The 26,361-nt window shown below is 64.4% G+C and carries 26 protein-coding genes and 2 tRNA genes; 12 read left to right on the forward strand and 16 right to left on the reverse strand.

The features are described from left to right. Window positions 1-171: 171 nt before the first annotated feature. From ACP97_RS12090 to ACP97_RS12105, 4 genes are all read right to left on the reverse strand, one after another. Window positions 172-360: a hypothetical protein gene (locus ACP97_RS12090; RefSeq protein ID WP_049998058.1), complete on the reverse strand. Its 189-nt coding sequence runs from the start codon at window positions 358-360 to the stop codon at window positions 172-174. Continuing rightward, window positions 360-866: a DUF2243 domain-containing protein gene (locus ACP97_RS12095; RefSeq protein ID WP_049998059.1), complete on the reverse strand. Its 507-nt coding sequence runs from the start codon at window positions 864-866 to the stop codon at window positions 360-362. Before ACP97_RS12095 ends, ACP97_RS12090 begins: the two co-directional genes overlap by 1 nt. After that, on the reverse strand, window positions 863-2,092 hold the full coding sequence (locus ACP97_RS12100; protein ID WP_049998060.1) for a sulfite oxidase: 1,230 nt from the start codon (window positions 2,090-2,092) through the stop codon (window positions 863-865). The genes ACP97_RS12095 and ACP97_RS12100 overlap by 4 nt, the downstream gene beginning before the upstream one ends. A 125-nt stretch (window positions 2,093-2,217) precedes the next feature. Continuing rightward, window positions 2,218-2,493 carry a DUF7091 family protein gene (locus ACP97_RS12105; RefSeq protein WP_049998061.1) on the reverse strand — a complete coding sequence of 92 codons (276 nt, stop codon included), beginning with the start codon at window positions 2,491-2,493 and terminating at the stop codon, window positions 2,218-2,220. A 472-nt stretch (window positions 2,494-2,965) separates the two neighbouring features. Between ACP97_RS12105 and ACP97_RS12110 the strand changes: the two genes are divergently transcribed. Together ACP97_RS12110 and ACP97_RS12115 are read left to right on the forward strand one after the other, a co-directional pair. Continuing rightward, complete coding sequence (locus ACP97_RS12110; RefSeq protein WP_449404924.1) at window positions 2,966-3,871, forward strand: replication protein A; 906 nt, start codon at window positions 2,966-2,968, stop codon at window positions 3,869-3,871. Continuing rightward, window positions 3,871-4,461, forward strand: coding sequence for an RPA family protein (locus ACP97_RS12115; RefSeq protein WP_049998062.1), 591 nt, complete (start codon window positions 3,871-3,873; stop codon window positions 4,459-4,461). Before ACP97_RS12110 ends, ACP97_RS12115 begins: the two co-directional genes overlap by 1 nt. 50 nt (window positions 4,462-4,511) lie before the next feature. Here ACP97_RS12115 and ACP97_RS12120 read toward each other — a convergent pair whose 3' ends face one another. Continuing rightward, window positions 4,512-5,165 carry an alpha/beta hydrolase gene (locus ACP97_RS12120; protein ID WP_049998063.1) on the reverse strand — a complete coding sequence of 218 codons (654 nt, stop codon included), beginning with the start codon at window positions 5,163-5,165 and terminating at the stop codon, window positions 4,512-4,514. Between the two features lie 195 nt (window positions 5,166-5,360). Here ACP97_RS12120 and ACP97_RS12125 point away from each other — a divergent pair, with 195 nt between their 5' ends. Then, a complete protein-coding gene (locus ACP97_RS12125) occupies window positions 5,361-5,771 on the forward strand; it encodes a ribbon-helix-helix protein, CopG family (protein WP_049998064.1) in 411 nt (136 codons plus the stop codon). Here ACP97_RS12125 and ACP97_RS12130 read toward each other — a convergent pair. Further along, a complete protein-coding gene (locus tag ACP97_RS12130; protein ID WP_049998065.1) occupies window positions 5,768-6,220 on the reverse strand; it encodes a DUF5814 domain-containing protein in 453 nt (150 codons plus the stop codon). The two genes, ACP97_RS12125 and ACP97_RS12130, sit on opposite strands and share 4 nt — an antisense overlap. A gap of 99 nt (window positions 6,221-6,319) precedes the next feature. Here ACP97_RS12130 and ACP97_RS12135 point away from each other — a divergent pair. Beyond that, window positions 6,320-6,391 (forward strand) — tRNA-His (locus ACP97_RS12135). A 17-nt stretch (window positions 6,392-6,408) separates the two neighbouring features. Here ACP97_RS12135 and ACP97_RS12140 read toward each other — a convergent pair. Beyond that, window positions 6,409-7,389, reverse strand: coding sequence for a hypothetical protein (locus tag ACP97_RS12140; RefSeq protein WP_161782623.1), 981 nt, complete (start codon window positions 7,387-7,389; stop codon window positions 6,409-6,411). 175 nt (window positions 7,390-7,564) lie between these two features. On the opposite strand from ACP97_RS12140, the gene ACP97_RS12145 reads away from it, so the two are divergent. After that, the gene (locus ACP97_RS12145; protein ID WP_049998067.1) at window positions 7,565-8,290 is read left to right on the forward strand and encodes a competence/damage-inducible protein A; all 726 of its coding nucleotides are present in this window, start codon (window positions 7,565-7,567) and stop codon (window positions 8,288-8,290) included. Here the strand turns inward: ACP97_RS12145 and ACP97_RS12150 are convergent. Further along, window positions 8,287-9,459: a CBS domain-containing protein gene (locus tag ACP97_RS12150; RefSeq protein WP_049998068.1), complete on the reverse strand. Its 1,173-nt coding sequence runs from the start codon at window positions 9,457-9,459 to the stop codon at window positions 8,287-8,289. The two genes, ACP97_RS12145 and ACP97_RS12150, sit on opposite strands and share 4 nt — an antisense overlap. Window positions 9,460-9,535: 76 nt before the next feature. Between ACP97_RS12150 and ACP97_RS12155 the strand changes: the two genes are divergently transcribed. Further along, entirely contained in the window at window positions 9,536-9,910 is a 375-nt protein-coding gene (locus ACP97_RS12155; protein WP_049998069.1) for a cupin domain-containing protein, read from the forward strand. A 40-nt stretch (window positions 9,911-9,950) separates the two neighbouring features. Then, complete coding sequence (locus ACP97_RS12160; RefSeq protein ID WP_049998070.1) at window positions 9,951-12,011, forward strand: DEAD/DEAH box helicase; 2,061 nt, start codon at window positions 9,951-9,953, stop codon at window positions 12,009-12,011. Here the strand turns inward: ACP97_RS12160 and ACP97_RS12165 are convergent. Next, window positions 12,008-12,283, reverse strand: a complete 276-nt coding sequence (locus ACP97_RS12165; protein ID WP_049998071.1) for a pro-sigmaK processing inhibitor BofA family protein — start codon at window positions 12,281-12,283, stop codon at window positions 12,008-12,010. The genes ACP97_RS12160 and ACP97_RS12165 overlap by 4 nt on opposite strands. A gap of 128 nt (window positions 12,284-12,411) precedes the next feature. Here ACP97_RS12165 and ACP97_RS12170 point away from each other — a divergent pair. Both ACP97_RS12170 and ACP97_RS12175 read left to right on the forward strand, forming a co-directional pair. Next, a tRNA-Pro gene (locus tag ACP97_RS12170) sits at window positions 12,412-12,484 on the forward strand. A 101-nt stretch (window positions 12,485-12,585) separates the two neighbouring features. After that, window positions 12,586-14,682, forward strand: a complete 2,097-nt coding sequence (locus ACP97_RS12175; RefSeq protein WP_049998072.1) for a minichromosome maintenance protein MCM — start codon at window positions 12,586-12,588, stop codon at window positions 14,680-14,682. Between the two features lie 16 nt (window positions 14,683-14,698). On the opposite strand, the gene ACP97_RS12180 is transcribed toward ACP97_RS12175, so the two are convergent. The 3 genes from ACP97_RS12180 to ACP97_RS12190 all read right to left on the reverse strand — a co-directional run bounded on the left by ACP97_RS12180 (window position 14,699) and on the right by ACP97_RS12190 (window position 16,789). After that, on the reverse strand, window positions 14,699-15,553 hold the full coding sequence (locus tag ACP97_RS12180) for a transcription initiation factor IIB (RefSeq protein ID WP_049998073.1): 855 nt from the start codon (window positions 15,551-15,553) through the stop codon (window positions 14,699-14,701). A gap of 135 nt (window positions 15,554-15,688) precedes the next feature. Beyond that, entirely contained in the window at window positions 15,689-16,120 is a 432-nt protein-coding gene (locus ACP97_RS12185; protein ID WP_049998074.1) for an HIT family protein, read from the reverse strand. A gap of 39 nt (window positions 16,121-16,159) precedes the next feature. After that, entirely contained in the window at window positions 16,160-16,789 is a 630-nt protein-coding gene (locus ACP97_RS12190) for a uracil-DNA glycosylase (protein ID WP_049998075.1), read from the reverse strand. 119 nt (window positions 16,790-16,908) lie between these two features. Here ACP97_RS12190 and ileS point away from each other — a divergent pair, with 119 nt between their 5' ends. Next, entirely contained in the window at window positions 16,909-20,097 is a 3,189-nt protein-coding gene (ileS, locus tag ACP97_RS12195; RefSeq protein ID WP_049998076.1) for an isoleucine--tRNA ligase, read from the forward strand. Here the strand turns inward: ileS and prs are convergent. Together prs and ACP97_RS12205 are read right to left on the reverse strand one after the other, a co-directional pair. Beyond that, window positions 20,094-20,939, reverse strand: coding sequence for a ribose-phosphate diphosphokinase (gene prs / locus ACP97_RS12200; RefSeq protein ID WP_049998077.1), 846 nt, complete (start codon window positions 20,937-20,939; stop codon window positions 20,094-20,096). The two genes, ileS and prs, sit on opposite strands and share 4 nt — an antisense overlap. Window positions 20,940-20,960: 21 nt before the next feature. After that, the gene (locus ACP97_RS12205) at window positions 20,961-21,734 is read right to left on the reverse strand and encodes an HVO_0234 family beta-propeller protein (protein WP_049998078.1); all 774 of its coding nucleotides are present in this window, start codon (window positions 21,732-21,734) and stop codon (window positions 20,961-20,963) included. Between the two features lie 390 nt (window positions 21,735-22,124). Between ACP97_RS12205 and glmM the strand changes: the two genes are divergently transcribed. After that, entirely contained in the window at window positions 22,125-23,483 is a 1,359-nt protein-coding gene (gene glmM, locus ACP97_RS12210; RefSeq protein ID WP_049998079.1) for a phosphoglucosamine mutase, read from the forward strand. Between the two features lies 1 nt (window position 23,484). Here the strand turns inward: glmM and ACP97_RS12215 are convergent, their stop codons facing one another. After that, window positions 23,485-24,609, reverse strand: coding sequence for a DUF7118 family protein (locus ACP97_RS12215; protein WP_049998080.1), 1,125 nt, complete (start codon window positions 24,607-24,609; stop codon window positions 23,485-23,487). Continuing rightward, window positions 24,602-24,982 (reverse strand): phosphoribosyl-AMP cyclohydrolase, encoded by a 381-nt coding sequence (hisI, locus tag ACP97_RS12220; RefSeq protein WP_049998081.1) that lies wholly within the window; start codon window positions 24,980-24,982, stop codon window positions 24,602-24,604. The genes ACP97_RS12215 and hisI overlap by 8 nt, the downstream gene beginning before the upstream one ends. 236 nt (window positions 24,983-25,218) lie before the next feature. Here hisI and ACP97_RS12225 point away from each other — a divergent pair, with 236 nt between their 5' ends. Next, complete coding sequence (locus ACP97_RS12225) at window positions 25,219-26,361, forward strand: inorganic phosphate transporter (protein ID WP_049998504.1); 1,143 nt, start codon at window positions 25,219-25,221, stop codon at window positions 26,359-26,361.

Genomic DNA, 26,361 nt, shown 5'->3' on the forward strand with positions numbered 1-26,361 from the left:
TCCTTCGAGAGCACAGGCGAGCGGTCTGCGAGTGACGACTCCCGCGAGTGGGTCGTCTTAGCGATAACAATCTCGCACTCCGTACAGCCGGTTACGGTTCGTTACGCGGGCAAATTCGCTCGAATCGAGAACCAAGAACAGGGGGTGCTTCCAGTTTCCGGGCCGAATCGACTACCGGCTTGAAAGCCGCGTGAGAAGACTCTCTACTGCGATGACGCCACCGCCGATGACGACCCAGAGACCGACGACACCGACGAGCAACACCACCCAGTGGGGAACGGGCGTGGGTCGCGCACCGGCGTGAGTCACAACCGACGTGAGATCGAGGATTGCCGGGAGAACGGCGTATATCGGATGCATCAGGTTTCGGCAGTGTCGTCGGTTCCGATTGCTGTTCGGTAGATATACGCCCCCGCACCGATGATGAGGAGGCTCACGACCGCCCAGTGGGGGTTGTACTGCCCGCCCATCGACAGCGGCTGGTGGAGGCCGAGGAGGGCGTGATCGACGACCACATCGTAGAGATCGAAGACACCCAAGCCCACGACTGCCGACCCCGCTATCGGGCGGATGGCCAGGGGCTCCCGTGTTCGGCGCTCGGCCCGCCAGACGACCCCCGCTCCGATGCCCGCGATGACGATCATTCCGATCGAGAACCAGCCATCGGCAAGAATGTTGGTCCGGAGTCCGACAAGGGTGCTCATCGGATAAATGCCTGACAGCAGGTGATGCCACTGGAGGATCAGATGGAGGAGGAGCACATCGATCAGGCCGCTGAACCCGAACCCGAACACACCGGCACCCACGAGTGCCCGGCGGGAGACGTCATCGGTCAGCCTCCGCGACCGGTCCGCGGCGTCGCTCATGCAGTCACCTCGACGGTTATCGCGTGTGGGAGATACGCGTTGTTGCCGTAGCCCTTCTCGTTCCACGGGTACTGGTCGTTTTCGATGCCGCGAAGTCCCTCTTCGGGGTCCGAAATCGTGGCGGGCTGGGTCCGTCCTGCTTCGTCGGTCGTGCGCGAACAGAGGCTGTACTCGCCGGGGTCCGGCTCCCAGACATACCTGAACTTCGTGGGTGCGTAGGGTCCGAGGTCCGGTCCCACAAACTCGGCGTCGTCCCACGACTCGCCGCCGTCGGTCGAGATTTCGACACGCTCGACGCGCTCCTCGCCCGACCACGCGACGCCCGCGAGCTCGACCGTCGAGGCAGGAAGCGTGGCATCGTCCGCGGGTGCGATGATGAGCGATTTCACCAACTGGTCGAAGAGGTAGGCGTTCGACAGTTCGTCGTCCTGTAGCTGGTCGTGGGTACTGAAGACGTCGACCGACTCGTGGCGCGTCGGTTCGTCGTCCTGCTGGGGAACGATGCGATACGAGGACTGCTGGTACTGGGTGTAATCTTGTCCATCCCGGTCGGTCCACTCCTCGCCGTTGACCATCTCGTCCATCACGCGAACCTCCTCGACCCATTTCACGCTGTTGTTGCCGAACCAGCCGGGGACGATCAGCCTCACAGGAAAGCCGTGTTCGGCACTCATCGGCGAGCCGTTCATCTCGTAGGCGAGCAGACAGTCGTCGACGACTTTGGCCATCGGTATCGACCGGCAGAACACGTCTTTGTCGGGCGGTGCCTCGCCGCCCATCGCCGAGAGCCAGCGACCGTCGTCGGTCGCACCATCGTATTCGTCGAGGATTGCACGAACGGGCGTGCCGGTCCAGACGGCGTTGCCGACGGCCCCATCGCCCCACTGGTCGCCCTCGGCGTCCGGGTCGAAGTAGGCTCGACTGTTGCCCGAACACTCCATCATGTGGACGACCGACTCGGTGGGAAAGTCACAGCGGAGTTCGTCCATGCCGATTTCGGCTTCGGCTTCGACCAGGCCGGTGAGCGAAACGGTCCAGTCGTCTTCGTCGATGTCGGGCGTGCGGTGGTGGGTGCGGATGTAGTGTTCTTCACGCGAGGTGATGTGGCTCGCGAGGTTCGCCCGCGAGGCAGTCTGGGCGTTCGCCGGGTCAGAAACCAGCACCTCAAGACCCGGATACCGTTGGGTGAGCGCCTCGCGCCCGCCCGTCTCGTCGTCGGGAGTCATACGACGTGATTTGCCGACAGGCTATTCGTGCGCTCTGCTTGCAGACGACAGGTTAGTTCGCCGTCTTGGACCGAATCGAGGCCCAGTCTGGCGAGTCGGCGAGCGCACCCGACGAACGAAGCGAGTCACCATGTCTCTACGCTTCCCTCGCGAACGTCTTCGAGACAGCCCTCGCAGTCGGGATGGCCCGCTTCGAAGCAGTCGGGTTCGTAGCCGTCGAGGACGACAGTTCGTTTCTGGGCGTAGCGCCGGCAGACGATGCGGGCGTGTTCGTCGTAGGGACCCTCGCTGTCGGCGCGCGTTTGGCCGTCGCCGTAGGCGCGTTTCGATTCGGCGTATCGCCGGCCCGCGGCGCGCGCCGTCGAGTGGAGCAAGCGCGCGATTGGACCGTCGTCGCTCATACTCCTGAATCCGGGAGCACGCTACAAAGGCCCGTCGCCATCGGAGACCACTTTCACTCTGCCCGCGCAACTTTTTATACCGTCGGGCACCAACCTATGGATGTCTCCCATCGAAAACAACGTGGAGACAGGACAACCAATGACGGACGTACAACAGCACGCGGCAGAGATACACGAGCAGTTTTCGGATACACTAGACATCAGCGTCGAGGAGGTCGAAGAGCGCCTCGACACGCTGGTCAACGAGTACAGAGTCCCCGCCGAGGAGGCCCGCCGGAGCGTTACCAGTAGTTACCTCGACGAGGCGGGCATGGACCGCGAGGAACTGGGCGGTGAGAGCGAGGAGCGAACAGTCGAAAGCATCGAGATGGCAGAACAGTGGGTCGACCTCACAGTAGAAGTTCTCCAGCTCTGGGAGCCACGGAGCGACTCCATCGCTCAAGTCGGGTTGCTCGGTGACGAGACGGGCACGATAAAGTTCACCGCGTGGGCAACCTCCGACCTGCCAGAACTCGAAGAGGGGAGCGTCTACCGGCTCGAAAACCTCGTGACCGACGAGTACGAGGGCCGGTTTTCGGTCAAGCTCAATCGGACGACGAGCATCGAGGAAGTCGACGAGGAGATCGACGTTCCCGAATCGGGTGGCACGAGCGAAGAACGCGAGATCGCCGAGATCGACGCACCCGAGGAGTGGATCGACCTCACCGCGAAGGTCACCCAGTTGTGGGAACCACGAAGCGAGTCGGTGGGGCAGGTGGGACTGCTCGGCGACCCCACGGGGACGACGAAGTTCACGAAGTGGGCGAAGTCCGACCTGCCCGAACTCGAAGAAGGGGAAGTCTATCGCCTTTCAAATCTCGTGACCGACGAGTACGAAGGTCAGTTCTCGGTTAAGCTGAATCGAACGACCGGCATCGAACAGGTCGACGAAGAGATCGAAGTCGGCGACGACTCCACGACCGTGGAGGGGGCGTTAGTGGACGTCCAGCGCGGGAGCGGGCTGATCAAGCGCTGTCCCGAGGAGGACTGCACGCGCGTGCTCCAGAACGGCCGGTGTTCGGAACACGGCGAGGTCGAGGGTGAGTTCGACCTCCGCGTGAAGGCGGTCATCGACGACGGCAACGAGGTCCACGAGACCATCTTCGACGAGGAGGCCACCGAAGAACTCGCCGGAGTCACCCTCGACGAAGCCAAGGAGATGGCGATGGACGCGCTCGACACCAGCGTGGTGGCCGACGAGATCAGCGGAAAGATCCTCGGAAGTTACTACCGGGTCAAAGGTCCGACGTTCAGGCGCTACGTGCTCGCGAACGAGTTCGAAAGACTGAGTGAGCCGGCGGATGCCGAGGAGACGCTCATCAGAGCGAGGTCCCTCTAATGAGTGGCGCACCCACCCGCGAGGTCGCTCGGCGTGTCTTCGCCCGCGAGTTCAGCGACGGCAGCGACACGTTCAAGGAGAGCGACGAGGAGCGCGCGCCGGTCTATCTCCTCCTGCCGACGGGCGAGCGCGCCAACCGAATCTTCTTCGTCGGGACGCTGACCGAAACCGAGGACGTGGGGTCCGACAGCGAATACTGGCAGGGCCGGGTCGTCGACCCCACTGGCACCTTCTACGTCTACGCCGGTCAGTACCAACCCGAGGCCGCGAGCGCGCTCCGGGAGATCGAACCCCCGGAGTACGTCGCGGTGGCGGGCAAGCCCCGGACCTACGAGACCGACGACGGCGATACGAACGTCGCCGTCCGGCCGGAGTCGATTACGACTGTGGACGCCGCGACGCGCGACCGCTGGGTGGTCGAGACCGCCCAGCGCACCATCGAGCGGATTCGAGATTTCGAGGACGAGACGAACGAGTACGCCAGAATGGCCGAGGAGCGCTACGACCTACCGCTCGAAAACTACCGCCGTGAGGCGGTTTCGGCGCTCGAAAGTTTGGAAGAAGAGGACGAGGAGATCGCGGCCGACTGAACGCGCGATTCTCGTTTTTGCGTACTCACCCCCGAATCCGTAGAACTCGCTTACGGGAAGAACTCCACCGTCGCCTCGACGATGGCCGGTCGGTTGCTGTTGAACGAGTGGTTTTCGCCGGGTATCACCGTCATCTCTCCCTGCCCGAGCGCATTGGCGATCTGCTCGCAGACATCGACCGGAACTCCGGCTTCCTCGTCGCCACAGAGTATCCGCACCGGAACCCCGATCCGGCCGAGTTCGTCCTCCGTGATCGTGAGGTTGTCCGGCGGCGTCGGGACTTTCGTTTCCGGTGTGGATTCTGCCTCGTCGGTGATCTCGATGGCTGGTTCCCAGAGCACGACCCGCTCGATCGCTTCCGGAACGTGCGTGAGCGCGAGTCCGCCACCGAAACTCTTGGCAAGTAGATAAAACGTACGACAACCCTCCGAGCGGAGATGGTCAATGGCGGCATTGATCTCGTCGTGGAGTTCGCCGAAGGTCTTCTGTGCCAACTGTTCGTGGTTTTCCCAACTGTCGTAGCGCACAACGTGCTTGCCGTCGCCCGCGAGTTCGTAGCTGATGACGTCGAAGACGTCTCCAAACGGCCCGTGTCCAGCGCCCGGAAGCACGACGACGCCCGTCTCCGTGTCCTCTCCGGGCACGTTCAATCGTCCTTCGTAGGTCTCAGTGCCGACGGTGAAATCGGTTGGTTGGATCCGCACGTCTCTCCCCAACGGTCCCGGCATGAAATAGCTATCGAAAATACGAAAATTCTTTCCACCGTACTGTTCAAGCGCTATATTAATATGTCTTTGGTCGAGCACCTTGGAGAGCGAAAGTGAGAGCCGTCGGGCCGGACTGGTAGTGCCATCGTCTGACGAAGACCTAAGTTCGCGGGGTCACAAGCTCGTTTCGAGATGGGCAACAAGAACAAGACGATCTCGTTCCGGGTCAACGAGGACGCCTTCGAGACCCTCCGGGAAATCGCCGAGGAGCGCGACATCTCGCTTTCCGCTGTGTTTCGCAACTACGTCGAGATGCTGGTTGCCCACGACGGACAGGTGCAGGTGGTGCCGGAACACGAAGTCGACGACAGCACCGAGACGTCGAGTTTCCCGCCGAAGGTCGAGGTGCCCAAAAGCTACGTCCGCGAGCACGAACGGCTCGAACTCGAAGCTGACCATCTCCGTGACCAACTCGACGAGCATCGTCGGTACGTCACTCAGTTGAGCCAGCGCCTCGAAGAGCAAAACGACGGCGAGGACGTGATACAGCTCGAAGAACTCGACGAGGGCGAAGCGAGCGACGAGCCGTTTCGGCTCGGTTAGAGCAAGTCCCGTTTGCGTTCGCTCACCCGCCGCTCCATCTCTCGATTTTTCTCGACACCTGCGAGGTCCTCCATCGCGTCGAGCGTGCGCACCGAGCTATCGAGAAACGAAAGGACGTCGCCCGGATACGCGGTCACGAGGTAGTCGTCGCTCATGATATCGACGATGGCTTCCGGGCCGAGTCCGCCCGCCCGCAGGTCGAGCAGGTAGGCGATGAACTTCCGTTCGGGGTGGCCACAGTAGGGATTCGACTCGCAGTCACAGTCGAGGAAGTCCTCGGCGAAATCGAGCACGCGTTCTTGGGTGGCGTCGTCGAGTTTCGAGAGGCCCTCACCGGAGTAGAGCAGGTCGAGGGTCGCGCCGCTGAACGCGCTTCTCGGGATGCGCGTTTCGAGCTGCGAGCCGATACGGCGGTGGTTCTTGACGTAGATCTTGTCCGTGATGGCCACGCTTGTCGAAGGTTGGTTCGAGAGGGTCAAAAGCCTCGCGGACCGCTCGGCGGGAGTCGTAACGTACTTGATTCGGGCGCGAATAGGAGCGACTACGTGTCCGGGTTGGGGTAATGGTCATCCTTCAGCCTTGTGGAGGCTGAGACGCGGGTTCGATTCTCGCACCCGGACTTCAGAAATAAGTGTCCTCACAAGAGGTTATGGATGTCTTTGAGATTTGAGGTCACGGTAGTGTCGAACAACTCACCAAGGCTAAGTTGTCCCGAAAGGTTGGTCCAAAACCCCTCTGTGATAACCATATCGCAATAAGGGATTGCTACAGATAGCGCCATTATGTCGTTTAGGTCATTTGCTGCGATATTACGCTGTTTCTGGAGATCTCTTAGAGCGGTAAGGTTTGTATGTACGTAAGATGACGGGAAGCGCTTCATATACTTGACTGCATACTCCAGACTTTCTAGTTCCTTCTTAGAGATATCGTGGTTTATCAGTGGAGATATCCCATTTCGTGTTAGCAACAGTTTTCTTATATTGTCATTCAGCTCCGGCCGAATGACGTTTTCGAAATAGTGAGCAACAGACTTCTTCCGATATTCCGTATTGTTCTGAATTTTGCCTTCGTTTTCATCCCGAGTATTCTCTAGTCTATGTGCGAGTTCTTTCTCATGGTCGCGGTCACCCAGACTTTCACGAAGTTCAGCGTCGTTCAAGAGTTCATTAGCCGCTTCTCTACTTGTACTGAAATCAAGAAGTGTTTCCTTCAGTTCGGGATTTAAATCACCAGACTCAGAGACGATGTCATAATTACGTCCACCATACATGAAAGGAAGTCCTTGGCCGATGACTTTTCCGCTCATAGAAAAATCTAGCCCCATCAATCGATGAGCCTCTTTTAGAATCTCTTCGGACTCGACAGTAGTGTATGGTGCAACACAATTCGTCTGGGATATATTTAACATTAAATCAACCATGTCATCCACCCCGCCATCTCTATCCGCAGACGACGCTGTCTCGGTTGCGTGAACTAAACTAAGAGGAAAGACAGCGTTACCGTTTTCAGAATGTTTCTCAACCACTTTTAATTCCTGAGAATATGCCGTTTCCTGCCCATTCTTCTGCCTCAACAACATGATCCACATGTTTTGATCAAGGTATATTACTGAAGACATTAGGAAATCACGAGGTTGTTGCCTCTGAGTGAGTGATGCAAGCACATAGTTGCATCGGGGTGGTGGCTGGATACAGAATATATTTTATTTCTAATATTTTTATTTTAATTGGTATTCGAATTCGATTCGAGTGCCAACAGCGAAGGGCTATCTGTCCGCCCGTCCTCGTTCCCCGATGGACGTCGCGCTACTCACCATCGGCGACGAACTGCTCTCGGGCGACACCGCGAACACGAACGCGACGTGGTTGGCCAGCCGTCTCACCGACCGCGGAGCGACCGTCGCGCGCGTGCTCGTCGTGCCCGACGATCGAGAACTGATCGCCCGCAAAGTCGATGAGTATGCCGACGCGTTCGACGCAGTCATCGTCACCGGCGGACTGGGTGGCACGCCCGACGACCGCACGATGGACGCCGTCGCCGACGCCTTCGACCGCTCGCTCGCGGTCGACGAGCGCGCACGGGAATCTGTCGAAAAGCGCGTCGCGGCCATCCGCGACCGGTATCCCGACATTGACATCGACGTGGCTGCCGAGGCATCGATTCCAGAGGGCAGTCAGGTACTGCTGAACGACCCCGGTCTCGCGCCCGGCTGTGTGGTCGAGAACGTCTACGTCCTGCCCGGGATTCCCGAGGAGATGGAGGCGATGTTCGAGAGCGTCGTGGAGGCGTTCGGGGGCGATATGCGCTCGCGGGTTTTCTACACTAACACCCCGGAAGCGGACCTGATTCCCGACCTCGTGGCGACCGAGGAGCGTTTCGACGTCACGGTAGGCTGTTATCCCGACCGCGAGGCACGACACAACCGCCTCAAACTCGTCGGCGAGGACAGTGCCGAACTCGACGCGGCCGCCGAGTGGCTCCGCGAGCGCGTCGAGACGGTGCCAGCGCCCGAGAGCTAGAGCGACTCGTCGGGCGAGCGTGGCGCGTCGGGGGCCGTCGAGGGTGCACTCGACTGGAGGATCGTCAGCGCGGTCATCAGGTCCGTCCGGGAGACGAGACCGACGAACTCCCCACGGAGGTCCAGCACCGGGAGCCGGCCGACGCCGTTCGACTGCATCGTCGAGAGCGCGGTCATCGCGTCGCTGTCTTCGGGAATCGTGTAGAGGTCACGACTCATCACCTCGCCGACGCGGTAGGCGTCGCGTTCGACCTCGCGCACGGTTTGCGCATCGGAGAGCGTGACCATCCCCACGAGGTCGCCGTCCTCCATAACGGGATAGCCCGTGTGGCGCTCGGTAAGCATCCGGTCGACGAGGTCGGCGACGCTCGTCTCGGGCGTGACGGCATCGATGTCTTCAGCAGGTGTCATGACCCGTTCGACGAGCACACCTTGGAGAGCGGCCTTCGTGACGGCCTGCTGGGCCTCGCCAGCGGCGCTGATGTAGATGAAGAAGGCGATGGCGATGAAGAAGACGTCGCCGCCGAACAGGCCCGCGAGTCCGAGTAAGAAGGCGAACCCCTTGCCGACCTCGGCAGCGATCTGGGTCGCGCGGGCGTGGGTGCGATTGCGCGCCAGCAGCGCGCGCAGCACGCGCCCGCCGTCCATCGGGAATCCCGGAAGGAGATTGAAGGCCGCGAGCGCGATGTTCAACAGTGCGAGATAGGCGACCACGAAGCGCACGCCCGGCAGGCTTGCGGGCACGACGAGGAAGGCACCGAAGGAGATGATGCCGAGGGCGACACTCACCACCGGTCCGGCGACGGCGACGGCGAACTCCTGCCGCCAGTCTTCGGGCATCTCGGCCATCTGAGCGATGCCGCCGAGGAACCAGAGCGTGATGGCGTCGATGTCGTAGCCGAACCGCATCGCTACCGCCGAGTGGCCGAGTTCGTGAAGGACGACGCCCGCAAACAGTCCGAGCGCGGCGGCGATACCGAGAAAGTAGGGCATCGTGCCAGTCGACAGCGCCGCACCCGGAAGCGCCGTCCCGAACGTGCCGTTCATCAGCGCCACGAGCTGGCCGACCTGCGAGGCGATCAGCCACGCGAGCAGCGGGAGCACGAGCAGAAAGGAGAGACCGAGCTTGATGGGGATGCCCGCAATACTGCCGACGCGAAAGCTAGGCATACCTCGGGTAGGGCTGGCAGTCCCTTAAGCCCATCCCAGTCGCTGGCTTTTAGCCATTGGTACACGTGGAGAACGCATGAGTGACCACGAGGGCGCGCTGTTGCGCCGTGGGGACGACATCGAGTACGAAGCGGTCGATGCGGCCGACGGTCTCGAAAAGGGTGTTCTCATCGACGAAGTCCGCGGCGCGCCGAACTTCGCCATCCGGCGATTCACGCTCGCGGCCGGTGGCGACGTCCCGAAACACACCAACGAGGTCGAACACGAACAGTACGTGCTGAGTGGTGAGTACACCGTCGGTATCGACGACGAGGAACACACCGTGAGCGCCGGCGATTCGTTGTTGATTCCGGCCGGCGTCGTCCACTGGTATCGCAACGAGGGCGACGAGGAGGGTGCGTTCATCTGTGCGGTGCCGAACGGTGACGACGCCATCGAACTCGAAGAGTAGTGCGAGCGACTGAAATAGCCGGCTCGCCTCGTTACCGATAGTGTCACAGCAGGTCGCAGTCGAGACGTTGTTCGTCCACGGCATCGGCGACGGCTATCTCGTCGCCGTCACGAACGACGACGAGCGGACGCTCTCGGCACGGCTCGAACTCGGGACGACCGACGCCGGCCCGCGACCCGCGAAGTTCGCGCGCCGGCACGATTCGGGCGAGGAGCCGCTTCGCCCCGACCGATTTGTCGAACTCGCCCGCCGCGCCGTCCGGATTCGAATTTCCGAGCAGACGGGCCGCACACAGCGCGAGGAACTCCACGAGATGCTCGACGGCTACCAACTCGACGCCAAGACGGTACGGACCTGCCGGTACTGTGCGGGCGTCGGGCGCTACTCGCCGATCACGAGCGAGACGGCCATCGAGGCCGACGGTGAACAGATCTGTCCGGACTGCGCGCGCCGCGAACTCGACGCCGAACTCGCCCACCACGACGTCTCCAGCACCGCGGCCGAGCGGCTCCAGGAACTACTGCTCGACGTGCAGGATCTCGAACGGGTGAAGAACTTGCTCTCGGGCCAGCTCGACCCCGACCTCACGAAGTTCGACGAGATGAGCGCCACGACCGAGGCTGTCGATCCGGTCCCGGTCGACTCGCTCGGTCTCCATTCCGGCATGCAGAGCCTGCTTGACGATCGCTTCGAGACGCTTCTCCCCGTGCAGAGCCTAGCCGTTCAGAACGGCGCGCTCGACGGCGATGACCAACTGGTCGTGAGCGCGACCGCCACCGGCAAGACGCTGATCGGCGAGATGGCGGGTCTCGACAGACTCCTCAACGGCGAGGGGAAGATGCTCTTTCTCGTTCCGTTGGTGGCGCTCGCAAACCAGAAGTACGAGGACTTCGCCGACGAGTACGGCCATCTCGCGGACGTCACGATTCGAGTCGGTGCGAGCCGCGTCCGTGGGGACGGCGAACGGTTCGACCCCGACGCCGACATCGTGGTCGGCACCTACGAGGGCATCGACCACGCGCTCCGGGTCGGCCAGGATCTGGGCGACATCGGCACAGTCGTGATCGACGAGGTCCACACCTTGGAGGACGACGACCGCGGCCACCGCCTCGACGGTCTCATCGCCCGGCTGAAGGGCTACTGTGAGAATCGCAACGGCGGGAGTGCAGGCGGCAACGGAGCCGCCGCAGGAACCCAGTGGCTCTACCTCTCGGCAACGGTGGGTAACCCGAACTGGCTGGCACGGAAACTCCGGGCGAACCTCGTCGAGTTCGAGGAACGGCCCGTGCCGATCGAGCGCCACGTCACCTTCGCCGACGGCCAGGAGAAAGCGCGCGTGGCGAACAAGCTAGTGAGGCGGGAGTTCGACCGCAAATCCTCGAAGGGATTTCGGGGGCAGACCATCGTCTTCACCAACTCCCGGCGGCGGTGTCACGAACTCAGCCGAAAACTGGAGTACGACGCCGCGGCCTACCACGCCGGGTTGGACTACTCGCGCCGGAAGACCGTCGAGCGCCAGTTCGCCAACCAGGACCTCGCCGCAGTGGTGACGACCGCTGCACTCGCCGCCGGCGTGGACTTCCCGGCCTCGCAGGTGATCTTCGACTCGCTGGCGATGGGCATCGAGTGGCTCACCGTCCAGGAGTTCCACCAGATGCTTGGGCGGGCCGGACGACCCGATTACCACGACCGCGGCGTCGTCTACGTCCTCGTCGAACCCGACGGGAGCTACCACTCGAGCATGCCCGGTTCGGAGGACGAGACGGCCTTCCGACTCCTCAAGGGCGAGATGGAACCCGTGGCGATGCGCTACGACGAAACCAGTGCTGTGGAGGAAGTGCTGGCGAACGTCACTGTGGCGGGCGCGGGTGCGAAGGCGCTGACCGAGCGGATGGTCGGCGACGTCCCGATGAAACACGCAGTGGGGAAACTCCTCGAGTACGAGTTCATCGACGGTCTCTCGCCCACTCCGCTCGGCCGGGCGGTGACGCGACACTTTCTGGAACCTGGTGCGGCGTTCACGATGCTCGACGGGATTCGCAAGGGAAGCGACCCCTACGACACGGTGGCCGACATCGAGATGCGTGACGAGGAGAGCTAGACGAGCGGGGCGATGAACTCGGGCGTGAACGCGACGCCGAACACCGACAGGAGCACCACCAGTATTGCGCCCGGCAGGCCGCCGATGGCGACGACCGCGAGCGTGAGCCAGTTGATCTCGACGCCGATGCCGAACCAGCTAGCGGCGAGGAAGACCAGCAGGCCGATGACCGCGTTGACGATGAGCGGGCGGACCGCCTGCAGGATGCGCGCGGCCCCGAGGAGCAAGACGAGCGCGACCGCGAGAACCGCGAGTTCGAGTCCCGTGACCATGCGCGACTCCTCGCACGAGTGGGGTATAGGCCTTCCGTACTCCGTTCGTGGACGCGGGTTCGATGACAACCGCTCTCCGATGGGGAAACGCAAGGGTTTATTCGCCAGGACGTAGTACTCACTCGTGCGGGACCGTGGGTTAGCCTGGTATACTTCGAGCCTTGGGTGCTCGTGACCGCGGTTCAAATCCGCGCGGTCCCACTTTCACGCCGAACCGAACGACGAGCGGACGCGCCACCCGGCTTCACTTTCACCGCACACGTTGCGAAGGTTCTTAGCCGAAAGCGCACTACCCATCGCCAATGGCTCGTGCGGAGAACGCCGAACTGATCGACGACTTCGAGGAGTTCTACCGCAACTACTACCGCAACGACATCGGCGACCTCGCCCAGAAATACCCCAACGAGCGGCGCTCGCTGTTCATCGACTGGGGCGACCTCTACCGGTTCGACTCGGACCTCGCCGACGATTATCGCTCTCAACCTGACCAGTTACAGGAATACGCCGAGGAAGCACTCAGACTCTACGACCTCCCCGTGGACGTTGGTCTCGGGCGCGCACACGTCCGTATCCGTGGCCTCGACGAGGCGACCGAGATCCGCGAGATCCGGGCGCGCCATCGTGGGCAGTTGCTCGCCGTACAGGGCATCGTGCGCAAAGCCACGGACGTCCGCCCGAAGATCACCGAGGCGGCCTTCGAGTGCCAGCGCTGTGGCACACTTACCAGAATACCACAGACCGGCGGCGACTTCCAGGAGCCACACGAGTGCCAGGGCTGTGAACGGCAGGGACCGTTCAACATCAACTTCGACCAGTCGGAGTTCGTCGATGCCCAGAAGCTCAGGGTTCAGGAGAGTCCCGAGGGACTGCGCGGCGGCGAAACCCCCCAAAACATCGACGTGCATATCGAAGACGACATCACGGGCGACGTGACGGCGGGCGACCACGTCCGCGTCACCGGAATCTTGCATCTCGACCAGCAGGAGACGGGGCGAGATGCCTCGCCGATGTTCGACCTGTTCATGGACGGTGTGACAGTCGAAATCGAGGACGAGCAGTTCGAGGACATGGACATCTCGGAGGCCGACAAGCGCGCCATCGTCGAACTCTCGACGGAAGAGGACATCTACGAGCAGATGGTCGGCTCCATCGCACCCTCGATTTACGGCTACGAAGAGGCGAAGCTCGCCATGATTCTCCAGCTCTTTTCGGGCGTCGCCAAACACCTTCCGGACGGTTCGCGCATCCGGGGTGACCTCCACATGCTGCTCATCGGCGACCCCGGTACCGGGAAGTCCGTCATGCTCCAGTACATCAGAAACATCGCGCCACGGTCGGTTTACACCTCAGGGAAAGGCTCGTCGAGTGCGGGGCTGACGGCGGCCGCAGTACGCGACGACTTCGGCGACGGCCAGCAGTGGACGCTCGAAGCCGGTGCGCTCGTGCTCGCCGACCAGGGCATCGCGGCGGTCGACGAGTTGGACAAGATGCGGCCCGAAGACCGCTCGGCGATGCACGAGGCGCTCGAACAGCAGACCATCTCGGTCTCGAAGGCCGGTATCAACGCCACACTCAAATCCAGATGCTCGCTGCTCGGCGCGGCCAACCCCAAATATGGACGATTCGACCAATACGAGTCTATCGGCGAACAGATCGACCTCGAACCCGCACTCATCTCGCGGTTCGACCTCATCTTCACGGTGACCGACGACCCAGACCCCGAGCGCGACAAGGACCTCGCCGAGCACATCCTGCGGACGAATTATGCAGGTGAACTCCATACGCAACGAACTGAACAGACCGCCGCGAACGTCAGCCAGTCGGAAGTCGACGCCGTCACCGACACGGTGGCCCCGGCCATCGAGCCCGATTTGCTCAGGAAGTACATCGCCTACGCCCAGCGCAACTGTTTCCCGACGATGACCGAGGAGGCCAAGGAGGCCATCAGTGACTTCTACGTCGACCTCCGAGCGGAAGGCTCCGACGACGACGCGCCCGTGCCGGTGACCGCGAGAAAACTCGAAGCGCTCGTCAGGTTGGGCGAGGCTTCGGCGCGGGTTCGGCTTGCCGATACTGTCGAACTGGAGGACGCCGAGCGCGTCATCGAGATCGTTCGCTCGTGCCTCAAGGACATCGGCGTCGATCCCGAAACCGGCGAGTTCGACGCCGACATCGTCGAAACCGGCACCTCGAAAACACAGCGCGACAGGATCAAGAACGTCAAGGCGCTCATCGCAGACATCGAGAGCGAGTACGATTCGGGTGCGCCGGTCGAGGAGGTGCTCGACCGCGCCGAGGAGACGGGCATGGAGCGCTCGAAGGCCGAACACGAAATCGAGAAACTCAGGCGACAGGGCGAGGTCTACGAGCCACAGACCGACCACCTGCGGACGACCTAACTGGACTCTCCACAACCTACTCCTGCAGATCGTAGTACGTCGCGCGCAGCGTCACCGGCGTCACGCCGGCAGCGTCGGCGGCGGCCTGCTGGGTCAGCGAGTGCTCGCGTTCGGACGCGGCGGTGTAGAGACAGGCCGCGGCGACACCGCTCGGGTTGCGACCGCTGGTCAGTCCGTTCTCGTGACACCGTTCGACGAGGGTGCGCGCTCGGGTCTCGATGTCAGACGGGAGACCGAGTCGACTCGCGAAGCGAGCGAGATACTCCGCGGGATCGATGGGTCCCGTCGGGAGGCCCAGCTCACGATTGAGGGCATCGTAGGCGGCGGTGAGTTCGTCGCGGGTGGCCTTTGCGACCGCGCTGATTTCGGCGAGCGTGCGCGAGACGGCGTCGGTGCGACAGACCGCATAGACGGCCGCGGCGGCGAATCCTTCGAGCGACCGTCCGCGCAGGAGATCCGAGTCCTGTGCCGACTCGAACAGCACGCAGGCGCGGTCGCGGATCGACTCCGAGAGGCCGAGCGCGCCGACCAGCCGTCGCACTTCGGTGAAGGCGTAGACGCGATTGCGCTCGGCGCGCGAGGAGATCCTGGCGCGATTGTGCTGGCGGCGAAGCCGGGCGAACAGCCGGCGTTTCCGCCCGGTGAGACGTGTCGAACGCCCGATCTCCGTCGAGAGGCCGCGGTCGTGGCGCGAGCGGGTCAGCGGTGCGCCCGTTCGTTTTCTGTTCGGACCGTCGTCGAACGAGCGCCACTCGGGGCCCGGATCGACGCGGTCCTCGGCGACGACGAGTCCACAGCCAGCACAGAACGTCTCCGCGCCGGCATCGTCCAGCCGCCCACTACATTCCGGGCAGGTCCGCTGCGAATCCATCGTACTGACGATGAAATGCGTGTTATTTAAATTTTTTCCGTAGAGCGAAATTATTAACGAACAGTTGCGATAATTCCATAAATATTCACTCGATGTATGGTGACGAAACGGGTGTGGTGATTCGCGGTCGGAACGTTACCGGGCGTCGCGGACGTCCTCGGCGATGGCGTCGAGATCGTCCTCGGTGAGGTCGGGTCGGTCGCCGGCGACGGCGTGGATCGGCGCGCCGCCGTCGTCGTCGAACCGGGGGATGATGTGCCCGTGGAGGTGGGGCACTTCTTGGCCGGCGGCCGGGCCGTCGTTGAACGCCACGTTCGCCCCGTCGGCGTCGGCGGCCGCCTCGACGGCGGGCGTCAGCCGGTGGAGCGCGGCGAACACCTCGCGGGCGAGTTCTTCGGAGAGGTCGTCGAGCCGTTCGTGATGGTCGTTCGGGACCACAAGGGTATGGCCGGGCGCGAGCGGGTTCGCGTCGAGGAAGGCGGTCACGTCGTCGTTCTCGAAGACGATGCGGCCGGGGATCTCGCCGGCGACGATTCCACAGAACGGGCAGTCGTCGTTGTTCGACATAGCCGGCACCTCGCGCGGGCGAGCCAAGAAGGTTTGGCGTCACTCGACCCCGGCGAGCGTCTCGGCGATGGCGTCGAGATAGCCCTCGTGGGTGTAGTCGAGCCGTGAGAGCCAGACCGCCTGATAGGAGGGATGCAGCACCGGCACGAGCGTCGTTTCGAGACTTTCGAGCGCGACCGGTTCGAGGATCGAGTCCAGGAAGCCGTCGATGCTCTTTCCCTCGGTGGCGAGCAGGCTCGTCGTGGCGTGTTTGCCGGTCGCGACGACGGCGCGCGGCTCGATCTCCTCGATCTCGGTTTCGAGATACGGCCGGCAGTTCGTCCGCTCTTCGCTCGTGGGTTCGCGGTTCGATCCGTCCTCGCCCTCTGGAAAGCACTTGACGGCGTTCGTGTAGTATAGGTCGTCGTTGTCGAAGCCGAGGTCGGCAAAGAGATCTCGAATCTTGCGCCCGGAGTGACGTGCGGTGTAGGCCATGCCGGTCCAGTTGCCGCCCTTCCAGCGGTCGGCCTCGGGCGTGCCGGCACCGGGCGCTTCGCCGACGACCACGAGTTCCGCATCGAGCGAGCCGTTGCCCCACGAGATGCACTCACGGGCGTCGGCGAGCGCCGGGCACCGCCCACAGCCGGGCGCGAGGACGTTTTTCGAGTCGGGGTCGGGATAGTCGGGCATGGCGAGTGTGGGGCCGAGCGGTTTGAGTCCGTTCCGGTCCGCGGACTCGCTCCGCTTGGGTCCGACAGATCGGTCTGCACAACCGAGGCTCCTTTAGTCCCCGCACGGGTAGGCGAGCCATGAGCAGGTTCGAGCCGGTCGCGGATCGCTACGACCCCGATGCGGTCGAGGGCCGCGTCTTCGAGCAGTGGGACGAGACCGACGCCTACCGCAAGACGAAGGAACACCGCGCCGACGGCGAGGACTTCTTTTTCGTCGACGGCCCGCCCTACACGTCGGGTGCAGCCCACATGGGCACGACGTGGAACAAGACCCTCAAGGACGCCTATATCCGGTATCACCGAATGCAGGGCTACGACGTTACTGATAGACCTGGCTACGACATGCACGGGCTGCCCATCGAAACCCGCGTCGAGGAGCGACTGGACTTCGAGAACAAGAAGGACATCGAGGCGTTCGGCATGGAGCCGTTCATCGAGGAGTGCAAGCAGTACGCCGACGAACAGCTCGAAGGGCTCCAGTCGGATTTCAAGTCCTTCGGCGTCTGGATGGACTGGGAGAATCCCTACAAAACCGTGAGCCCCGAATACATGGAGGCGGCGTGGTGGGGGTTCGCGGAGGCCGCCGACCGTGGCCTCGTCGAGCAGGGCAAGCGCTCGATCACCCAGTGTCCCCGGTGTGAGACGGCCATCGCCAAGAACGAGGTCGAGTACCACGAGATCGAGGACCCCTCGATCTACGTCGAGTTCCCGCTCCGCGAGCGCGAGGGGAACCTTGTCATCTGGACGACAACGCCGTGGACCGTTCCGGCCAACGAGTTCGTCGCGATCGACGAGGACGTCGAATATCGGAAGATCAGTGCAGAAAAAGACGGCAAGGAGGAGGTGCTCTATCTCGCCGCCGATGTCGTCGAGGAGGTACTGAAGAAGGGCCGTTACGACGACTACGAGGTTCTCGACGAGTTCGATGGTGAGGAACTGCTCGGCTGGGAGTACGAGCATCCGTTGGCCGAGGAAGTACCAGATCGTCCCGACGGTGAGGGCGTCGGCGAAGTCTACCACGCCGATTATGTCGAGGTCGATAGAACTGGTCTGGTCCACTCCGCCCCGGGCCACGGTCAGGAGGACTTCGAGCGCGGCTCGGAACTCGACCTGCCAGTGTTCTGCCCCGTCGGCGGCGACGGCGTCTATCTCGACGAGGCAGGGACATACGCCGGCGAATTCGTCCGCGACGCGAACGAGGGGATCATCGCCGACCTCGACGAGCGTGGACTGCTGCTCGCCGAGGAGACCTACGCCCACGACTACGGGCAGTGCTGGCGCTGTGACACGGACATCGTCTTCCTCGCCACCGACCAGTGGTTCATCACCGTCACGGACGTCAAAGAGGAGATGCTCGACAACATCGAGGACTCCGAGTGGCATCCCCAGGAGGCGCGCGACAACCGGTTCCGGGACTTCATCGAGGGTTCGCCCGACTGGAACGTCTCTCGACAGCGCTATTGGGGCATACCAGTCCCCATCTGGACGCCCGAGGACTGGTCCGGCGAGATGAGTGAGGTAGTCGTGATCGGCACGCGCGAGGAGTTGGCCGAACGTGCCGACCAAACCGTCGACCCCGACGAGGTCGATCTCCACCGCCCGACCGTCGACGATCTCACGATCACCGAGGGCGGGACGACCTACACGCGCGTGCCGGACGTCTTCGACGTGTGGCTCGATTCGTCCGTCGCCTCGTGGGGCACGCTTGACTATCCCCAGGAAGAAGGAGACTTCGAGGAGTTGTGGCCAGCAGACCTCATCATGGAGGCACACGACCAGACCCGGGGCTGGTTCTGGTCCCAATTAGGAATGGGCACGGCGGCGCTCGGACAAATCCCCTACAAGGAGGTGTTGATGCACGGCTACGCCAACATGCCCGACGGCCGAGGGATGTCGAAGTCGAAGGACATCACCGTCGAGCCCCAGGAAGTCATCGACGAGTACGGCGCGGATCCGATGCGGCTGTTCCTCCTGTCGGTGACGCCCCAGGGTGACGACATGCGCTTTTCGTGGGACGAGACCGAGACGATGCAGCGCAACCTCAACATCCTCTGGAACGTCTTCCGCTTTCCCCTTCCCTACATGCGCCTCGACGGGTTCGATCCCGCCGAGGTCACTCTCGACGACGTAACTCTCGAACGGGAGGACGAGTGGGTGCTCTCACGGCTGCAAACCGTCGAGCAGGAGATGACCGACGAGTGGGACGAGTTCCGCCAGGATCGCGCGCTCCACGCCCTGCTCGATTTCGTCGTCGAAGACGTCTCTCGGTTTTACGTCCAAAGCGTGCGCGAGCGGATGTGGGAGGAGGCCGACAGCCCCTCGAAGCGCGCGGCGTACGCGACCTTCTACCGCGTGCTGCGGGAGGTCGTCGCGCTGCTCGCTCCGTACGCACCCTTTGCTGCCGAGGAGATCTATGGGACGCTCACTGGAGATAGCGAGTTCGACACGGTCCACATGTGCGACTGGCCCGAGCCCGACGAAGGGCTCCGCAACGAACGGCTCGAACGCGAGGTCCGGGTCGCCCGCGGCGTCGAAGAGGCCGGTTCGGCCGCCCGCCAGCAGGCAGAACGCAAACTCCGCTGGCCGGTCACGCGCGTCGTCGTCGACGCCGAGAGCGAGGCGGTCGCCGACGCAGTGCAGTCCCAATCGGCGATCGTCGCCGACCGGCTCAATGCCAGAACTGTGGAGCTGATCGACCCCGACGAGCGATGGGACGAACTACGTTACAGTGCCAGCGCGGACATGAGCGTGCTCGGGCCCGCCTTCGGCGATAAGTCGGGCGAGGTGATGACCGCGCTCAACGAGGCACGGGTCGACGAGCCGACGCTGGACGCGCTCGAAACCACCGTTTCGGCTGCGCTCGACGAGTCGGTGGAACTCACGAACGAGATGGTCGATATCGTCACCGAGACGCCCGAGGGGGTTGCCGCCGACACGTTCGCCGCCGAGGGCGGCGGCACGGTCTACGTCGACACGACGCTCACCGAGGACGTCGAAAGCGAGGGCTACGCGCGCGACGTCGTCCGGCGGATCCAGGAGATGCGAAAGGAGCTGGACCTCGACCTGGAGGCCGAGATCAGAGTCGAACTCGACATCGCCGACGAGCGCGTTGCGAGGTTCGTTCGCGAGCACGAGAGCCTCATCGCCGAGGAGGTCAGGGCCGCGTCGTTCGGCGACGTCGCGGACGGCCACCGCCGCGAGTGGTCGGTCGAGGATACGACCGTGGAGATCGCCATCGTGCCGGTCGCCGAGGCGCGCGCGGACTAATCGAGCGCGGCGGCGATGGCGGGCGCGACGCTGACGGCGCTCTCGGCGCGCTCGATGGTGTCGGTTCCGTAGACCGCTTCGACGCCGGCACGGGCGAGACGAATCCGGGCCGTGCCCGCGAGCACCGGATGGACGCAGGTGGCGAACACCCGGGCGGCGTCGTCGCTGAGATGTGAGACGGCCCCGGCCATCGTCGCACCGGTGGCGATGATGTCGTCGACGAGCACGACATCCCGGCCGGTGACGTCGGCTTCGTGCGGCCGGAGTTCGACATCGCTGGCGCTGTGGCGAGTCTTCTCGAAGTGGTCCGTTTCGCCCGTGCCGTAGGCGTCTCTCACGGTGTCCGCGAGGTCGATGGCACCCGCGTCGGGGGCGATGAACACGGGATCGTCGAGGTCCGGCAGAGGGTCGGCGAGTCGTCCGGCCGTGTCCACAGTCGAACAGGGAACGTCGAAGAACTCGCTGACGGATTTCTCGTGGGGATTCACGGTAATCACGCGGTCGGTGCCGGTGCTCAGCGCGCGGGCGACGGCGCGGACGGAGACGGGTTGGCCCGCCGCGAAGGCTCTGTCCTGTCTGGCGTAGCCCAGATATGGGACGACGGTAGTGACCTCGCGCGCGCCGGCCTCGCGGACGGCGTCTTGGAGTTGGAGTGCCTCGATGTGGGCGTCGCTCGTGGGCGTCGCGCAGACGACGATTGCGCGCTCGGCGTCGAAACCGGGTACCGAGACCTGCAACTCGCCGTCGGGAAAGCGCTCGTATTCGGTGGCCGCGAGCGGTTCGTCGAGCGCCGCCGCGAGCGCGCTTGCGAGCGATTGGGAGACCGAGGCGCTGACGATCATGTATGCTCCTGTGACGGCCAGTTAAACGGGTTTTCGGTCCATCGCCACGAGCGCGTGTGGCTCGCCGATGCCGAGCGGGTGGTCGCGCCAGCCGTCGTCGATCCCGATTAGTAGTGTGCCATCCGCCGCGACGGCATAGACCAGTTCCGCGTACGCGACGGCAGCGACCGATCTTTCGATCTCGATGGGTTGCCACTCGTCGTCGTGGGCGTAGAATTCACTCGGGGTCGCGGCGTGCGCTCGCTCGCCGTCGGCGCTCACCATCCTGAAGTCGCCGTCGAGGTCGTCCATCCAGCCGTTGCCGAGGCGATAGAGTCCCGTGGCGGTCGCGGCCCGTGGAACGTCCCCGACGGCGACGTCCCGGACCGCGTCGAGACCGGCGTGGGTGAGACCGTCGTCCGTGAGTCGATGGATCCCGCCATCGGTGGCGAGCAGGTCGCCGTCGATCGCGTTGATCGTTTCGAGGGTGCTCACGTCGTGCCATTCGTCGTCGATTCGGCGCGCGACCCGTCCGTCGGGAGCGGCGGCGACGAGTTCGTCGTCGAAGCCGACCGCCGTCGCCGGGCCGAACCCCGACTCTTCGAGTGCTTCGCCGACCAGCACGTCCTCGTCGGTGGCGACGGCCAGTTTCCCGTCGACGGCGAGGTCGCGGGCCGGGCGGCGGTCGCGGAGTTCGATCTCGCCCACGCGCTCGCCGGCGACCGCGACGCGGGTGAGACCAACGTCGCTGGCGACGAACAGCGCTGTCGGCTCGGTGTTCGCGCCGTGGACGCGCTTTTCGTCGATGCTGCTCATGAACAAACGGGGACGCCGAGCGGCGAAAGCGTTCCGGCGCGGCCGCTGGCGGTTGCGGTCGCGGAGCGGTGGCGATCGTCGTGGTGTGGTTTGTGGTCCCTGGTGGATGAAGGGCGAGGCACGCGAGCGACCGCAGGGAGCGAGTAGCGAACGGAGTGAGTGCGTGCCGAGGGCTTCGGCAGTGCGGTGCTGTGCGGTTTGCGGTTGCGGAGAGTTGGTCTCCGTGCGAACGCAGTGAGCGCGGTTCACCGCTCGCGCGGTTTGCGAGCGGGAGTTTTTAGTCCAGGTTTTTGGACGGGGTTCGAGCGCGAGCGAAGCGAGCGCGAGGACCCCGTCGAAAAAAGTGGGGTTCGGAAACGATTTGTGAGTTGGGGTCACAGCGTCACGCGAATGGAACTGTTCGGGTCGAGCGGGGTTCGGGGAGTCGCAAACCGGGAGGTGACGCCGGCGTTCTGTCTCCGGATGGGGTTGACGGTCGGCACGGTCGTCGATGGACGGGTCGCCGTTGGCCGGGATACGCGCGCGACCGGGGCGATGCTCGCCGACGCGACGGCGAGCGGTCTCGCGAGCGCCGGCCGCGACGTCGATCGGCTGGGCGTATTGCCGACGCCGGCGCTCCAAGCCTACGCCGAGCGCGAGGGCGTCCCGGGGGTGATGATAACCGCCTCGCACAATCCGCCACAGTACAACGGCATCAAACTCGTCGGTTCCGATGGCATCGAGTTCAGCATCGAGCGCTTGGAGCGCGTCGAAGGGATGTTCGACGGGGAATCCTTCGAACGCGCTCGATGGGACGAGACCGGAACTTCCCGGCGGGTGACGAGTGCGCGCCGCGAGTACATCGCGGAGGTCGTCGGGGCCGTCGACCGCGAGCGCATCGGGGATGCGGGTCTCACCGTGGCGCTCGACCCCGGCCACGGCGCGGGCGCGCTGACGAGTCCGGATCTCTTCCGGGAGTTGGGCTGTGAAGTCCACACCGTCAACGCCCAACGCGACGGAACGTTCCCGGGCCGTGACCCGGAGCCGATCCCCGAGAACCTCGCCGCCCTCGGCCGACTGGTGCGGGCGACCGACGCCGACGTCGGTATCGCCCACGACGGCGACGCCGACCGGGCCATCTTCTTCGACGAACGTGGCGAGTACATCGAGGGCGATGCGACGCTCGCGGCGCTCGCGGCCGCGACGCTCGATGCGGGCGACAGGACCGTGTCGGCGGTGACGGTCTCCCAGCGACTCGTCGACGTTGCCGAGCGGGCGGGCGCGGCCCTCGAACTCACGCCGGTCGGGAGCACGCGTATCATCTCGCGGGTGCGCGACCTCCAGAACGAGGACGTTTCGGTGCCCATCGCCGGCGAGGGCAACGGCGGCGTGCTCTTTCCCGGATACCGACTCGCCCGCGACGGCGCGTACACCGCCGCCCGATTCCTCGAACTCCTCACGGAACGACCGGCGAGCGACGTCATCGAGGACGTCGGCGGCTATCACAACGTCCGGACGACTGTCGGCTACGAGGGCGACGGCGAGCGCGAGGCGCTGCTCGCGGCCGCCGCAGCGTACGCCGACGAGAGCGACGGCGAGTTGAACGATATCGACGGATTCCGCCTCGACGTCGGCGACGGCTGGCTACTCGTCCGCGAGAGCGGGACCGAACCGCTCGTGCGCGTCTACACCGAGGCACGCACCGAAGCGCGCGCCCACGAACTCGCCGACGGTATCCGTGACCGACTCGACCGCGCGCTCGACGCCTGATTCAGGGACCCGGATGGGCCGACAGCGCCTCCGTGAGCCGTTCGTGCTCGCGCTTGGCACTTTCGAGGTCCGCTTCGACCGCTCCATTCTTGATGCGCTCGCGGTCGCGTTCGGTGAGTTCCTCGCGCGCCGTTGCGACGCGTCGCAGGCGCTCGTAGCGCTCGTTGCGGGCGAACTCACGGAGATCGTGGAGCCGACTCACCACCTCGTCGGGGGCGAACCGACCGACGACCGCGACGAGTTCGCGCAGCAGGAACCGACACTCCCGAGCGGGTGGCGGTGGCCAGTCGATCTCGAGCGCCGTCGCGTCGAGTCCATCGAGATAGCTTCGGTGGATGGCGACGTTCTTCCGCAGTCGTTCGGGGTCGTCGACGTAGTGGCCGAGTTTCGACGGCGAGTAGTCGGCGTAGTCGAGCAGTTGGGTGAGCGATTCGGTGCCCACGGGACTGGTCTCGACGTACTCGCGGAGGTCGTCTGGTGGCGGGCGAAACGGCACGAGCGGGTACTGTTCGGTGCGCTCGACGAACGCCAAGACCTCGCGCGCGCTCGCCTCCCCACGAAAGCGGCGAAACGCCGCTTCGATCCGGTCGTTGTAACCCTCGACCGTCTCCCGGAGGTCGCCGACCGGCGCGTCGAGATCGACGTCGGCGAGTGCGCCGAGGCGCTCCAGATCGGCGATGTCGTCCGCGAGGTCATTCTGACGGCCGAGGACGCGCCGGCGGGCTTCCCGATAGCGCTCGCGACGGGTTTCGCGTTCGTCGAGCAGTTCGACGCGCTCCCCGACCGGGGCGAGCGCCTCGCGGGCGGCCGCGAAGTCGCTCGACGAAAGGCGGCGCTTGTCGAAACGGTCGTTCGCGTCCCCGAACGCCTCACGCCGGGGCAGGTCGCCGTCGAGACCCTCGACGAGCGCGTCGAAGGACTCCTGAAACTCGATGAACCCCTCGAAATCGCCCGTGCCGGTGGCGCGGTCTTCGTACCTGTCGAGCAGCGTCGTCGCGCGGTCGTGGGCGTCGGCGAGCGCTTCGAGGTCGTCCTCGCCGTGGTCGGCGATCTCGGCTTCGAGCGCTTCGTACTCCTCGTGTGCCGCGGCCAGTTCGGTCGCGAGGTCCTCGGCGCGCTCAGTCATACACGGCGTCGGGGTCGAAGACGCGCTCGCCGACGGTCTCGCCGTCGAGCGTGCGGTAGAAACAGCTCTCGTGGCCCGTGTGACAGGCCCCGCCCTCCTGTGCGACGCGATAGAGGAGGGCGTCGCCGTCGCAGTCGACTCTGACTTCCTCGATGTGCTGGACGTGGCCGCTCGACTGTCCTTTCTGCCAGAGTTCGTCGCGGCTGCGCGAGTGATAGTGGGCGAGACCGGTCTCGCGGGTGCGCTCGACGGCCTCGGGCGAGGCGTGGGCGACCATCAACACCTCCTTGCTGGTGGCGTCCTGTGCGACGACCGTCACCAACCCCGAATCACCGAAATCGAGGTCCGTGGCGGCCGATTCCGTCCGACTCATGGCCCGAACTGGCCGCCACGCGCGCATAGGTCTTTTGCGTTCGCGGGGTCGGACCGGCGACAACGCTTTTTTCCTGCGCGGAAACTGATGGTAATGGACACGACCCCCGAAGGTCGGTCGACGAACGGTGCGTCCGCGCGGAGAGTACGGTTCCGGGAGCACCGTCGGTGACGGTCGTCCTCCAATCGTCCGCACCGCTGCTCGTGGTGGGCGTGGCGGTGCTCGCGAGCCTCGGGATGGCGTGGGCGCTCGGTGCCTCGTCGAACTCGCCACCCTTTGCCCCGGCGGTCGGCGCGAACGCGCTGCCGACGATGCGCGCGGCCTTCTTCATCGGCGTGTTCGCCGCGCTCGGCGCGATCGCCCAAGGGGGAAGCATCTCCGAAACCGTCGGCAAGGACCTCATCGACGGCGTCGCCATCTCTCCCTTGGCGGCCGCGGCCGGCCTGCTCACCTCGGCGGCGTTCATCGCGGTCGGCGTGCGAACCGGCTACCCCATTCCGGCGGCGTTCGCCACCACCGGGGCCATCGTCGGCGCGGGTCTCTCGCTCGGCGGCGCGCCAGCCTTCGATACCTACCAGCGCCTCGGACTGTTCTGGATCGCCGTCCCGTTCGTCTCGGCGACCATCGCCTACGGCACCGCGACCCTGTTACGCCGCGACGACGTCCCCGAGGAGGTCGGCGTGCCGGCGCTCGCGGGTATCGTCGGGGTGATCCTCGCGAACGTCAGGCTCGCCATCTTCCCCGGTCCTGATGGACAGGGGACGCTCGCCGGCTTCGTCTCGCAGCGCGTCGGTCGCATCGACCTCTTCGGCGTCTACGACCTTATCGGCGTGGTCGTGAGCCTCGCCTTCGGCGCGCTCGTCTTCGTCGCCTTGCGCCGCGAGATGCACGCCTCGGTCGACGCGGGCATCAGGAAATTCCTCATCGGTCTCGGTGCGATCGTCGCCTTCTCCTCGGGTGGGAGTCAGGTCGGTCTCGCCACGGGACCCCTCGAACCGCTGTTCGATTCGCTCGGTACGCCAAGCATCCTGTTGCTCGCGCTCGGCGCAATCGGCATCCTGCTCGGCGCGTGGATGGGGTCGCCACGCCTCCTCCAAGCCGTCTCACGCGAATACTCGCAACTCGGGGTACGGCGGTCGATCGCCGCGCTGATTCCGGGGTTCATCATCGCCCAGGCGGCCATCGCGCTCGGCATCCCCATCTCGTTCAACAACATCATCATTTCGAGCGTGATCGGTAGCGGTCTCGTGGTGGGGTCGGCCGGCGTCTCCGCGCGCAAAATCGGGTTCACCGTGTTGGCGTGGCTCGTCTCGCTCGTCGGCGCGGGGCTGGTCGGTTTCGGCTTCTATCGCGTGCTGGCACTCGCCACCGGTGCGTGA

This window comes from Halococcus sediminicola (assembly GCF_000755245.1).
Taxonomy (GTDB): domain Archaea; phylum Halobacteriota; class Halobacteria; order Halobacteriales; family Halococcaceae; genus Halococcus; species Halococcus sediminicola.